Genomic DNA, 12,371 nt, shown 5'->3' with positions numbered 1-12,371 from the left:
CCTTACTTAATGTGCTGCCGCAAGCCCGACGGCTGGCGCTTCCACGATCACGTTGCTGAGATGACCGATATGCTCGATCTCCACCTCAATGCGATCGCCCTCTTTCATAAACAGCGGCGGATTGCGCTTTTTACCCACCCCGCCCGGGGATCCGGTGATGATCACATCGCCAGGACTTAAGCGGGTGAAGGTGCTGATGTACTCGATCAGCTCAGCAACCTTGTGGATCATGCTGCTGGTGTTGTCTTCCTGCACCATGCGGCCGTTGAGCCAGGTGCGGATTGCAAGCCTGTGCGGATCGGGGATCTCATCTGCCGTCGCCATCCACGGGCCAAACGCGCCGGTTTTGCGCCAGTTTTTACCGGCGGTAAACCAGGTGTGCTGCCAGTCGCGGGCGGAGCCGTCCATGTAGCAGCTGTAGCCCGCCACGTGACGCAGGGCGTCGTCACGGCTGATGTTTTCCCCGCCTTTACCGATGATCACCGCCAGCTCGCCTTCATAGTCGAATTCGCTGGAGTGGCGCGGCTTCAGCACTGGTTCGTTGTGGCCGGTCTGTGAATCCGGAAAACGGACAAACAGGGTTGGGGCCGGGTTGTGCTGGTCAAACTCCTTGCGCTTGTCGGCGTAGTTCATGCCCACGCAGAGGATTTTTTCCGGCTGCTCAATCACCGGTAAGAAGGTGATGGCGCTCATCGGCACGTCCACGGCATCGTTCAGGTAGCGGGTGGCCTGTGCCAGCCCGTTACCCTGCAGCAGCGCTTTAAGGTCGCTGTAGCGGTCGCCAAGACGGCGGCCTAAATCAATCACGCCGTCGGCCTGGACGATGCCGTAGCTGCGTTTTCCCTGGTATAAAAAGCTTGCGAGTTTCATTGTTCTTTCCTGAAAACTTAAACGAGGAAGTTGCCCAGAATCAGCAGTGAGACAGAGACGTTAATCGCCCCGCCGATACGGGTAGCAATCTGGGCGAATGGCATCAGGCTCATGCGGTTGCCTGCGGTCAGGATCGCCACGTCGCCGGTACCGCCCTGACCGCTCTGGCAGCAGGAGACGATGGCGACATCAATCGGGTGCATACCAATCTTTTTGCCGACGAAGAACCCGGTCGCCACGAGCGCGGAGACGGTGCTGATAATCACCAGCAGGTTGGTCAGCGTGAAGGCGGCCACCAGTTCATGCCACGGGGTGATAGCCACGCCAACGGCAAAGAGAATCGGATAGGTCACAGAGGTCTGGAAGAATTTGTACACCACCTGAGAGCCTTCCAGCAGGCGTGGAGAGGCACCGTTACAGAGCTTCACCAGAACCGCCATAAACAGCATGCCGACCGGAGCAGGCAGGCCAATCAGCTTGTGGCCGAGCATGCCCAGCATGTAGAGCAGCACCGCCAGCAGCGCGCCGGAGGCGATAGTGGTCACGTCCGCCTTGCCGGAGAATGCAGGCTGAGAGACGGTGGCATCGGCATTGGCGCGGTTAGGCATCAGCTGGCCTTCACCGGTCAGGTGCGGGTAGCGTTTACCGAGCTGGTTCAGGCAGCCGGAGATGATGATTGCCGTCAGCCCGCCGAGCATGACCATCGGCAGCACGCGGCCGAGCGCCACGCCCTGATCCATATGCAGCAGGGTGGCATAGCCGATGGAGAGCGGGATTGCACCTTCGCCCACGCCGCCCGCCATAATCGGCAGAATGATAAAGAAGAAGATCTGGAAAGGCTCAAGGCCCAGCGCCAGGCCGACGCCCATCCCTACCAGCATGCCGACGATTTCGCCGCACAGCATCGGGAAGAAAATGCGCAAGAAGCCCTGGATCAGCACCGTGCGGTTCATGCTCATGATGCTGCCGACGATAATGCAGCAGATGTAGAGATAGAGAATGTTGGTGGATTTGTAGAACTTGGTGGTGGACTCGACCACCACGTCCGGCAGCAGGCCGTAATAGACCAGCGCGGAAGGGATAAACGTGGCGCAAATCGCCGCCGCGCCGAGCTTGCCGACAATCGGCAGGCGTTTGCCAAACTCGCCGCAGGCAAAGCCAAAGAAGGCCAGCGTGGCGACCATCACCACGATATCGCTCGGCAGTTTTCCGCCCAGGCAATCAATCGCAATCAGCACGCCCGCCAGAACGAACAGCGGCAGAGGAATAATCCCGATTTTCCAGGTGTCCATAATATGCCACCAGCGCTCTTTGAGCGAAGGTCGCTGAATTTCAATCGGGTCGTGGGTAACAGAGAAAGAATCGTCAGTTGTGCTCATAATAAGCCCCTTGGTTATTTTGTGCGTTCAGCTTAGAGTCACAAAGGCTTATTTTATGTGAGGGATGGCATATTAAAAGCGAAGTTTTAATGGCAGCTATGGTTTTAATGGTTTCTTTTATTTAATGTGATTTATACCTTATTTATTGCCGTGGTTTTTATGGTTTCTTTTCTAAATTGAACAAACAAATAACATTTGTTCATGCAGCCCAAAGCACGTTAGCCTTTTGGATAACGCTTTTACAGCGCCCGCTGTGCAAGGGATCACAAGTTTTCGGCAAAGCGGGCGTACGCGCAAAAAAAGATGATATATTGGCGATCTTTGCCGCTACCTTGCGTGATAGTTATGAAAGTCTCTTTCCAGATCAAGCTGTTTATTTCGCTGGTTGCCTTTTTCTCAGTGCTTTTTTCGTTACTGGGCGGATATTATTATGCCGACGTAGGGAAACAGCTTTATCAGGAAATGAGTACGCGAGCCAAAATACAGGCTGAAGAGATTGCGCTTATTCCGACATTGCGTAATGAAGTTGAACAAAAGAATATCAACGCCATCCATGATTTTATGCAGAAGATTTCTGCGCATAGTGACGCCAGCTTTATTGTGATTGGTGATGATAAAGGCCAGCATCTTTTTCACTCCGTCTTTGCCGACAGAGTGGGCACCACGCTGGTAGGCGGTGACAACGAAGCCGTATTGCAGGGTAAAAGCATCACCACCATCCGCAAAGGCGGGCTGGGCATTTCGCTGCGCAGTAAAGCCCCCATCTTCAACGCTGCAGGACAGGTGGTCGGCATCGTTTCGGTCGGCTATCTCACCAGCTACCTGGACACCATTACCGTCAGTAAAGTGGTCAACATCCTGATTGCCGCCGTGCTGCTGCTGATTGCTCTCTTTATCTTCTCCTGGTTCTTTACCCGCAGTATTAAGAAGCAGATCTTCTCCCTTGAGCCGCGCGAGATCGGCCTGCTGGTGCGTCAGCAGAAGGCCATGATGGAGTCTATTTATGAAGGGGTGATTGCCATTGACGATCAAAGGCGGATTGAAGTCATCAACCAGGCGGCGCGCAAGCTGCTGGGCCTGAGCCAGCCGGCCCGTGAACTGCGCGGACAGCTGATAAGCCAGGTGATCGATCCGGTCCCGTTCTTCGACACGCAGACGATGCTGGCGAAAGATACCCATGACGAGATTTGCCGTTTTAACGATCTCACGGTGATTGCCAGCCGGGTACACATCATGCTTGAGGGGTCGCTGCAGGGCTGGGTGATCACCTTCCGCGATCGCAACGAGATCGACTCGCTGAGCGCCCAGCTCAGCCAGGTCAAACGCTATGTCGATAACCTACGCATTATGCGCCACGAGCAGTTAAACCGGATGACCACCCTCTCCGGTCTGCTGCATATGGGCCGCTATGAGGAGGCGATTGGCTACATTCAGGCGCAGTCTGAACACGCCCAGGAGCTGCTGGACTTTATCTCTTCGCGCTTCAGCTCACCGACCCTGTGCGGTCTGCTGCTGGGGAAAGCCGCCCGCGCGCGGGAGAAAGGCGTTGAATTGTGCTTCGATCCGGCCTGTCGGCTGGATAAATCATTCCTTCCCCTCGGGGAGCAGGAACTGATTTCGATTATTGGTAACCTGCTGGATAACGCCATCGAAGCGACGCAGCGGTCGCCGCTTCCCCACGCGCCGGTGGAGGTGCTGATAAAGCTCAGCGACCAGGAGCTGATTATTGAAGTCGCCGACCAGGGCGTTGGCATTACACCGGAGATCCGTGAGCGGATCTTTGAACGCGGCATCACCACCAAGACGCGCGGCGATCATGGGATTGGCCTGTATCTGATCGAAAGCTATGTCACACAGGCTGGCGGCGCAATAGAAGTTGCCGATAATACCCCGCGCGGCGCCATTTTCTCCCTGTTTATCCCGGCCACGGGAACCGCCCGGCAACTGGAAGACACCGACTATGCAACATGAACTTATCGACGTACTGATTGTTGAAGACGAGAACGAACTGGCGCAACTGCACGCGGAGCTGATAAGCAAACATCCGCGTCTGAGGCTGGTGGGCATTGCCTCGTCGCTGGCTGCGGCCCAGGCAGAACTTGCAAATAAACAGCCGCAGCTGGTGCTGCTGGATAACTACCTGCCGGACGGCAAAGGGATCTCGCTTATCAATAACCCCATGCTGGCCCGCGCCAACTGCTCGGTGATTTTTATTACTGCCGCCAGCGATATGGACACCTGCAGCCAGGCCATCCGCAACGGCGCGTTCGACTACATCCTCAAACCCGTCTCCTGGAAGCGGCTCAGCCAGTCGCTGGAGCGGTTTGTGCAGTTTGCCGAACAGCAGCGGGTCTGGAAGATTGTCGACCAGCAAAACGTCGATTCTCTGTATCAGCTGCAGGCGAAAAACTACCGCCTGGACAACGGCAGCAAAGGCATTGAGGAAAATACGCTGGCGCGGGTGCAGTCTCTGTTTAACGACAAGGCAACGCACTGCTTTACCGTGGATGAGGTGGTGAGCGAGACGGGGTTGAGTAAAACCACCACCCGTCGCTATCTGGAACACTGCGTCGAGTCGGGTTTTCTGACGGTGGAGATGCTGTACGGTAAGATTGGGCATCCAAGGAGGATGTACAAGCGTAGTGCGGTTTGATGAGACGTTCCCTCTCCCAGGGGGAGAGGGTTAGGGTGAGGGCAGCAGCCCGCACTATCTCAGCACATACCCATACAGCCGCTTAATCCCGTCGGCATCCTTCTCGCTGTAAACACCCTGCAGTTCCGGCGAGAAGCCCGGCAGCAGGTTGATGCCCTCCTCCAGCGCCAGGAAGTAACGCTGTACCGCCCCGCCCCAGACTTCACCCGGCACCACGCACAGCACGCCCGGCGGATAGGGCAGCGCTCCTTCGGCCGCAATTCGTCCTTCGGCATCCCGTATGCGAACCAGATCCACGTCTCCGCGAATATACGCCTGATTGGCATCCTGCGGATTCATCACCACCTCAGGCAGGCTCTCCTTGCGGAACATCGCTTTCTGCAAATCCTTCACGTCGAAGCTGACGTAGAGATCGTGCATCTCCTGACACAGCTGGCGAAGGGTGTAATCCCGGTAGCGCACCGGGTATTTCTGGAAGATCGTCGGCAGCACGTCCGCCAGCGGCGTGTCGTCTTCAATATGCTGTTCAAACTGTCCCAGCATCGCCACCAGCTGCGCCAGCTTCTCGCTGCTTTCGGCAGGGGTCAGCAGGAACAGGATCGAGTTAAGGTCGCATTTCTCCGGCACAATGCCGTTTTCACGCAGATAGTGCGCCAGAATCGTCGCCGGGATCCCGAAATCCGTGTACTCGCCGGTTTCGGCATTGATGCCCGGCGTGGTCAGCAGGAGCTTGCACGGGTCGACAAAGTACTGCTCGCTTGCATAGCCCTCAAAGCCGTGCCATTTGGCCCCCGGCTCGAAGCTGAAGAAGCGCAGCTCGCTGGCAATGGCGTGCGTCGGATGATCCTGCCACGGCCGCCCCGCTACCACCGGTGGGATAAACGGTTTGATCATATGACAGTTGGCAATGATTGCCTTGCGCGCTTCAATCCCCAGCTCGACGCACTCCGCCCATAGCCTGCGTCCGCTTTCCCCTTCGTGGATCTTGGCATTCACATCCAGCGCTGCAAACAGCGGATAAAACGGGCTGGTGGAGGCATGCAGCATAAACGCGTTATTCAGCCGCTTGTGCGGGCAGAAACGCGCCTGACCGCGAATGTGGTTATCCTTTTTATGGATCTGCGAGGTTTGCGAAAACCCGGCCTGCTGTTTGTGCACAGACTGGGTTACGAAAATCCCCGGATCGTTCTCGTTCAGCTCCAGCAACAGCGGGGAAGTTTCTGCCATCATCGGAATAAATTGCTCGTAGCCCACCCAGGCGGAGTCAAAGAGAATGTAGTCGCACAGATGGCCGATCTTGTCGATCACCTGACGGGCGTTGTAGATCGTCCCGTCGTAGGTGCCAAGCTGAATGATCGCCAGGCGGAACGGACGCGGCTCGTCGGCTTTCTCCGGCGCCGCCTCGCGGATCAGGTTCCGCAGATACGCATCGTCAAAGCAATGGTCGTCAATCCCGCCAATAAAGCCAAACGGGTTACGCGCGGCCTCAAGGTAAACCGGCGTGGCACCCGCCTGGATCAGCGCCCCGTGGTGGTTAGACTTATGGTTATTGCGGTCGAACAGCACCAGGTCGCCGCGGGTCAGCAGCGCGTTGGTCACTACCTTGTTGGCCGCTGACGTGCCGTTTAGCACGAAGTAGGTTTTATCCGCGTTAAACACTTTCGCCGCGAACTTTTGCGCGTGCTTGGCGGAGCCTTCGTGGATCAGCAGATCGCCCAGCTTCACGTCGGCATTGCACATATCGGCGCGAAACACGTTCTCACCGAAGAAATCATAGAACTGCCGCCCTGCCGGGTGCTTTTTGAAAAAGGCGCCGTGCTGGTGTCCGGGACAGGCGAAAGTGCTGTTGCCCATCTCCACATACTGGCTCAGGGTGTCGAAAAAAGGCGGCAGCAGGTTCTCTTCGTAACGGCTGGCAGCGCTCTCCAGTTCCAGAAACTCCTGAGCTTTGCCCGAGATGACCGCGGTGGCGCCGTCGGGCACCTCCGTGAGCTCCTGAGAGAAAATAAACACCGGCAGCTGAAAGCCCGTGCGTTTCAGCAGTGCAAGGATACCGCTGCGGCTTTCAGCCGTTGTGATGACGACGGCCGCCACATCGGTAAAATCAGTGCTGTCCAGCGTCACCTTTTCGCGGTGCGTAGACACAGTGGAGAGCAGCTCGCGGCTGACGGCAATTTTCATGGTTTTCATAGGCGCAGTTACCCTCACCGGGCGGTGAGACAGGGAGGAGAAAATTCGCGCAATAATGTCACCTTTTATTTTGAGGTGCAAGAAGGAATCAGTATGCACGAAATCAACCAAAGCTAAGGCCCGCAAAGCCCTGCCGTGCCATAATAATGCAATATCAATGATTAAATAACAGGAGTTAACTTTGGTTATCGGGCCATTTATTAACGCAGGAGCCGTATTGCTGGGCGGCGTACTCGGCGCCGTGCTGAGCCAGCGGCTGCCGGAGCGGATTCGCACCTCCATGCCCTCAATATTCGGCCTGGCATCGTTAGGGATTGGTATTCTGCTGGTGATCAAATGCGCCAACCTGCCGGTGATGGTGTTGGCCACCCTGCTCGGCGCGCTGATTGGCGAATTTTGCTATCTGGAAAAAGGCATTAACAGCGCGGTGAGTAAAGCCAAAAACCTGATTGCCCGACCGGGCAAGGCGAAACACGGCACGCACGAGACGTTTATTCAGAACTATGTCGCCATCATCATTCTGTTTTGCGCCAGCGGCACCGGGATTTTCGGTTCGATGCAGGAAGGGATGACGGGCGACCCGAGCATTTTGATTGCAAAAGCGTTTCTTGATTTCTTCACCGCCACTATTTTTGCCACCACGCTCGGCATTGCCGTGGCGGCGATTTGCGTCCCGATGCTGCTTATCCAGCTGGCACTGGCTACCTGCGCCACGCTAATTCTCCCGCTAACCACGCCCGCAATGATGGCAGACTTTACCGCCGTCGGCGGCCTGCTGCTGCTGGCTACCGGGCTGCGCATCTGTGGGATCAAGATGTTTGCCGTGGTGAATATGCTGCCCGCACTGCTGCTCGCCATGCCGCTCTCCGCGCTATGGACGCACTTTTTCGCTTAAGGATGCGGCGAAATGGTGAGAGATTGCGCAGTCTGTAACGAAAACAACATTTTTCGTTGACGCCACCGGGCAGATCGGGTTTAATGCGCCCCGTTGCCCGGATAGCTCAGTCGGTAGAGCAGGGGATTGAAAATCCCCGTGTCCTTGGTTCGATTCCGAGTCCGGGCACCACTTTCACTTCTTTAGCAGTGTTCAGAACTCCTCCAAACTCCTGTACAATCACCCACTTATCTTGTTTTTTTGCTCATCGAGCTCCATGAAACTCCACACAACTTTTTCCCAATCCAGTTGTTGTTGGGGGCCTAAATGGGGGCTCATTGTGTTCAACGTGATTCAGGGGCCCCCAGATGGCACTGACAGCCAGGCAGGTAGAGACTGCCAAGCCAAAAGACAAAGACTATAAACTCTCCGACGAACGCGGACTTTTTTTACTGGTTAAACCTAACGGCTCCCGCTACTGGCGTATGAAATATCGCGTCGCAGGCAAGGAGAAAAGTTATCCATCGGCATCTACCCGGACATCAGTCTGGCCGAAGCCCGACTCAAACGTGACGATGCCCGCAAAGTGATAGCCGAAGGTGGCGACCCGAGCGAGCAAAAGCAGCTCGAAAAGCTCACCAAAAAAACTGACCGTCGAAAACACGTTTAAAGCGCTCGCTATGGAATGGCACGCCCACAAGCTGTCCACATGGTCAGAAAGCTACGCTGAGAGCGTCCTGGAAGCGCTGGATAAGGATATTTTCCCTTATGTGGGCAAATGTCCTGTCGCTGAAATCCTGCCGCTGGAGATGCTGGAGGTATTGCGCCTGATTGAAAAGCGTGGTGCTAAGGAAAAAATGCGTAAGGTACGCCAGTACTGTAACCAGATATTCCGCTATGCCATTGCAACAGGCCGCGCCACTATCAATCCTGCCTCAGAGCTCGCCGGTGCTCTCAGCGCGCCAAAGACCGAACACTTCCCTCACCTGTCTGTCAGCGAGCTTCCTGAGTTTCTGGAAAAGCTGGCGTCTTATCACGGTAGTCCCATTACCCGTATGGCAAGTAACCTGCTGCTGCTTACTGGCGTACGTACAATCGAGCTACGGGCTGCGGAGTGGTCGGAGTTTGATTTTGACAACGCACTCTGGACGATACCTGAAGAGCGGATGAAGATGCGCCGCCAGCATCTGGTGCCACTGTCGGACCAGGTGGTGGCTATCCTGCGCGAGCTCCGTACGTTGACGGGTCAGTATCGGCTGGTATTTCCGGGACGCTGCAATATCAATAAGCCGATGGGCGAAGCCAGCGTTAATAGGGTGCTCAAGCGAATTGGCTATGACAAGCGGGCTACCGGGCATGGATTCCGTCATACACTGAGCACGGTGCTTCACGAACAGGGCTTCAATTCAGCCTGGATTGAAATGCAGCGTTCCCATATAGACAAGAACGCCATCCGGGGAACCTACAACCACGCACTCTATCTGGACGATCGCCGGGTGATGATGCAGTGGTACGCTGATTTTATTGATAAAAACAACATCACCAAATGATTTCCATGTAAAGAGATGGTATTGCACCATCTCTTTACATTTATTCTCTAATTGTTATTTTTTTAATGTTCCATCATCACAGAAAGGAGAGTATTTAATGGTAAAAACAAAGACATATAAGGAATACAATTATGAATCAAACGTCTGGATCCACCTTATCCAGATTAAAAGGGCTCAAACCATTTTTCTCAGTAAATGAAGCTGCAAGTGTTCTGTCTGGACATTTCGGAGAGGAAGTCACACCACAAAATATTTACGAATTCGTTTTAGGAGGACATCTTGTGCTCTCTGTGCGTATTGTCGATCCTCTTCTTGCTGAAAAAATTGAGATCATTAGGGAAAAATAGAAGAACGACTTGAAAAACGCAGGAATGAACTGGCTGTTTATACCGAATTATTAAATAACAATCCGGAAGAGGGTATGAAAATGATATACAGGCATGTATTATCTGACATGAGTCTCTTCGCACCACCGATAAAAGATAAATTAGTTGATGAGGAAGAGAATGAAGAACTCCCCGATACAGGAGAATTTGATTTTGTCCATCTGCTAAGCGCCCCTAAGAAAATAACTGGGTTATGGGATCTTCCAATGCAGGGAGGGGAGCGTTATGAAGTCGAAAGAGCGTATCAGAGTTATTTAAGTGATGAACGTGACAGAGTCAATATTCGCTCTTACTCCAATAATGGCGTATTCCTGAGATCACCAGAGACCAAAGAACTTTATCGCCTTTCTTTACAACAAAAAGCGTATGGTGATAATGGGAATGATAAAGAAACAGAATTCTTACTTACGGTTCCTTATGCTGGATTTATACCAGAAAGTATATCATTTTGCATTCGGCAGAAATATCTAAATGACTTCATCAGTAACCAAACTGATGAGAAACCAACAAAGGAAAGCCCCAAAACAGCGAATGCAAAAGCAGAAGTGATATATTCACTGATAGAATATTCATTTGGGAAGGAAGTATTAAAATCACTCAGAACCAACCTTGACAACAAAATTAAAGCGGAATTTACTAGAAAAGGCATTGAGCTTCCAGCAACAGGACAAACCATAGAAAAATGGCTTAAAGACGCTGGTTTAATTAACTAATCAATCGTCTGAACATCGTTTCTCATCTGTGATATCACATTTATTTTTGTGATATCACACACTCCACCAGACTCTGGTAGCACGATGCCCTCACTTATTAATTTGTGAGGGCACCATCCATGCACACTTCCTTATCCATTTTCCAGCCACACATTCCTGACGATCCGCTGATCGACATGAAGTATTTCGCTCGTGCGGGCGGTTTCAGCCTTTCTCATGGCTACAACCTGCTCAAGCGCGGCGAGATCGCCCCGCCGATCCGTATTGGTCGCAGCTCTCGCTGGCGTACCTCGTACGTCAAAGCGTGGATTGCCGGACGTGAAAAGAAATCCGGTACCGTCCAGTCAATCCTTGCTGACTAAGGGCAATACATCGCCTTCACCATGAACAGCAAACCGTTATCGTGCGGCAGTTCCGACAAAGCCGCCACCGATAACTACCGAATCGAAAAGGAAAAACAATGTTTTATTTAAACAACCAACGCCAGTCTAAAGAAATAGAAAGTCTCCTGTCCGAGCTGGCGCTTACCTATGCCACTTATCCATTATCACACCTGCGTTCTTTCCCGCAGGCGCAAGTCTATGCTGCAGCGACTCGGCGTTACGGCAGCGTAAACCGTCGCTATGGCGCAAACTTGAACGTGGGCACGAAAGACGACTTTCAATACTATTCCGGACAATTCATCCAGGAATCGGAACACTGCCGTCGTTTGCTTACACAGCATGTCGAGCATCCATCTTACACTGACGAGCAGTTTCTTTCGCAGGTTAAGCATAGCCTTGAAAATCTGGTCTGCATTCAATACGACTACGCGCACTCGCTTCGCCCGCGTAATTGCAGTTTGCGCAATCAGTCGTGGCATATCAGACAGCTATCCCGCACTGAACACCAGCTTATTGAGTTGTATCATTATTGCATTGAGCTCGATGACGAATCCTGGCTTGTTGCTCTGCTGCAGCAGCATATCGAGTTTCTGGGTCAGTGTATCGATCAGCTTAACTGCCTAGCTAACGATCTTTGCGCATACCAACGCCCATATCCACAGGGCAATACCCATCGCTTCGCTTCCGGTGGTTATGGTTCGCCGTACAACAGCACCGGTTTTCGCGCGAACAGCTATGCACAGCAGGCACCAAATCACGCTGTTCAATCGGATCTGAACGAGGTACCCGAAACGGATAGCCAGCCGGTCTACGAAACCGCTGCAGACGCGGCGCAACAACCCGTAGCTGCACTTGGGCCAGAGGATAACACCGGTTCAGTGGCAATGGCTGAACGAACTGTTACACCCGAAAAAAATACAGGGGAAGCAGCGTTTGCAACCCATGACACCCCAGTTGCAGCCGACCATACGAACGGTACAGCAACGCTGCACGCGGTCGACACCTCAGCAGCTTATGACCAACCCTCCACAGGGTCCAGCAATGTTACGAATGGTTCAAACAGCATTGCCAAAAAGGCTGAGTCGAAACGCAAGGCCCATTCCAAGAAAGAAGAACAAAATCCATTTGAACTGCTTAAACCCTTCCTTCTCCCCCATTAGAAAGGTCGCTATTTTCTTGATGGCATAGAATGCAGCGAGGAATATGCACGCCAGAACTGGAAAGGAAAAGCGTTAGAAATCAGATACCAGTCTAGAGGTGGTGACACCTTTATTTCACCGCCAGAGCAAGACGGACCGGCCCCAGATGAAGAGGAAAAACATTCCCCTAAGGTACTTCACTAATGTAACGACGATTGCAATACCGCTTATGGC

General features: G+C 53.3%; 10 protein-coding genes, 1 tRNA gene and 1 pseudogene. 9 read left to right on the top strand and 3 right to left on the bottom strand.

What is annotated here, in order from left to right; translation table 11 throughout:
• Nucleotides 1-6 precede the first annotated feature (6 nt).
• Both F0319_RS20270 and F0319_RS20265 read right to left on the bottom strand, forming a co-directional pair.
• Nucleotides 7-870 (bottom strand): fumarylacetoacetate hydrolase family protein, encoded by an 864-nt coding sequence (locus tag F0319_RS20270; protein ID WP_047173579.1) that lies wholly within the window; start codon nucleotides 868-870, stop codon nucleotides 7-9.
• A gap of 17 nt (nucleotides 871-887) precedes the next feature.
• On the bottom strand, nucleotides 888-2,249 hold the full coding sequence (locus tag F0319_RS20265) for a 2-hydroxycarboxylate transporter family protein (protein ID WP_047173580.1): 1,362 nt from the start codon (nucleotides 2,247-2,249) through the stop codon (nucleotides 888-890).
• Between the two features lie 345 nt (nucleotides 2,250-2,594).
• On the opposite strand from F0319_RS20265, the gene F0319_RS20260 reads away from it, so the two are divergent.
• Together F0319_RS20260 and F0319_RS20255 are read left to right on the top strand one after the other, a co-directional pair.
• On the top strand, nucleotides 2,595-4,220 hold the full coding sequence (locus F0319_RS20260) for an ATP-binding protein (protein WP_188035114.1): 1,626 nt from the start codon (nucleotides 2,595-2,597) through the stop codon (nucleotides 4,218-4,220).
• Nucleotides 4,210-4,902 carry a response regulator gene (locus F0319_RS20255; RefSeq protein WP_111963239.1) on the top strand — a complete coding sequence of 231 codons (693 nt, stop codon included), beginning with the start codon at nucleotides 4,210-4,212 and terminating at the stop codon, nucleotides 4,900-4,902. The genes F0319_RS20260 and F0319_RS20255 overlap by 11 nt, the downstream gene beginning before the upstream one ends.
• A 54-nt stretch (nucleotides 4,903-4,956) precedes the next feature.
• On the opposite strand, the gene F0319_RS20250 is transcribed toward F0319_RS20255, so the two are convergent.
• On the bottom strand, nucleotides 4,957-7,092 hold the full coding sequence (locus F0319_RS20250) for an ornithine decarboxylase (RefSeq protein ID WP_149367649.1): 2,136 nt from the start codon (nucleotides 7,090-7,092) through the stop codon (nucleotides 4,957-4,959).
• A 181-nt stretch (nucleotides 7,093-7,273) separates the two neighbouring features.
• Between F0319_RS20250 and F0319_RS20245 the strand changes: the two genes are divergently transcribed.
• From F0319_RS20245 to F0319_RS20215, 7 genes and pseudogenes are all read left to right on the top strand, one after another.
• Nucleotides 7,274-7,987 (top strand): DUF554 domain-containing protein, encoded by a 714-nt coding sequence (locus F0319_RS20245; RefSeq protein WP_047173584.1) that lies wholly within the window; start codon nucleotides 7,274-7,276, stop codon nucleotides 7,985-7,987.
• 95 nt (nucleotides 7,988-8,082) lie between these two features.
• Nucleotides 8,083-8,158: transfer RNA gene (locus tag F0319_RS20240), tRNA-Phe, on the top strand.
• A 176-nt stretch (nucleotides 8,159-8,334) separates the two neighbouring features.
• A pseudogene (locus tag F0319_RS20235) lies at nucleotides 8,335-9,516 on the top strand (tyrosine-type recombinase/integrase).
• A gap of 131 nt (nucleotides 9,517-9,647) precedes the next feature.
• Nucleotides 9,648-9,863, top strand: coding sequence for a hypothetical protein (locus F0319_RS20230; RefSeq protein WP_149367648.1), 216 nt, complete (start codon nucleotides 9,648-9,650; stop codon nucleotides 9,861-9,863).
• Between the two features lie 74 nt (nucleotides 9,864-9,937).
• Nucleotides 9,938-10,615, top strand: coding sequence for a hypothetical protein (locus F0319_RS20225; RefSeq protein WP_149367647.1), 678 nt, complete (start codon nucleotides 9,938-9,940; stop codon nucleotides 10,613-10,615).
• Nucleotides 10,616-10,734: 119 nt separating this feature from the next.
• Nucleotides 10,735-10,977 (top strand): helix-turn-helix transcriptional regulator, encoded by a 243-nt coding sequence (locus F0319_RS20220; protein WP_149367646.1) that lies wholly within the window; start codon nucleotides 10,735-10,737, stop codon nucleotides 10,975-10,977.
• 98 nt (nucleotides 10,978-11,075) lie between these two features.
• Nucleotides 11,076-12,158, top strand: a complete 1,083-nt coding sequence (locus tag F0319_RS20215; protein ID WP_149367645.1) for a hypothetical protein — start codon at nucleotides 11,076-11,078, stop codon at nucleotides 12,156-12,158.
• Nucleotides 12,159-12,371: the final 213 nt, after the last annotated feature.

This window comes from Enterobacter vonholyi (assembly GCF_008364555.1).
GTDB classification, from domain to species: Bacteria; Pseudomonadota; Gammaproteobacteria; order Enterobacterales; family Enterobacteriaceae; genus Enterobacter; species Enterobacter vonholyi.
This window is presented reverse-complemented; position numbering and strand designations above follow the sequence as displayed.

Excerpts from the sequence above, each read along its gene's own strand:
- F0319_RS20230 (WP_149367648.1), top strand. The coding sequence starts at position 9,648 with ATGAATCAAACGTCTGGATCCACCTTATCCAGATTAAAAGGGCTCAAA.
- F0319_RS20215 (WP_149367645.1), top strand. The coding sequence starts at position 11,076 with ATGTTTTATTTAAACAACCAACGCCAGTCTAAAGAAATAGAAAGTCTC.
- F0319_RS20220 (WP_149367646.1), top strand. The coding sequence starts at position 10,735 with ATGCACACTTCCTTATCCATTTTCCAGCCACACATTCCTGACGATCCG.
- F0319_RS20270 (WP_047173579.1), bottom strand. The coding sequence starts at position 870 with ATGAAACTCGCAAGCTTTTTATACCAGGGAAAACGCAGCTACGGCATC.
- F0319_RS20260 (WP_188035114.1), top strand. The coding sequence starts at position 2,595 with ATGAAAGTCTCTTTCCAGATCAAGCTGTTTATTTCGCTGGTTGCCTTT.
- F0319_RS20265 (WP_047173580.1), bottom strand. The coding sequence starts at position 2,249 with ATGAGCACAACTGACGATTCTTTCTCTGTTACCCACGACCCGATTGAA.
- F0319_RS20225 (WP_149367647.1), top strand. The coding sequence starts at position 9,938 with ATGAAAATGATATACAGGCATGTATTATCTGACATGAGTCTCTTCGCA.
- F0319_RS20250 (WP_149367649.1), bottom strand. The coding sequence starts at position 7,092 with ATGAAAACCATGAAAATTGCCGTCAGCCGCGAGCTGCTCTCCACTGTG.
- F0319_RS20255 (WP_111963239.1), top strand. The coding sequence starts at position 4,210 with ATGCAACATGAACTTATCGACGTACTGATTGTTGAAGACGAGAACGAA.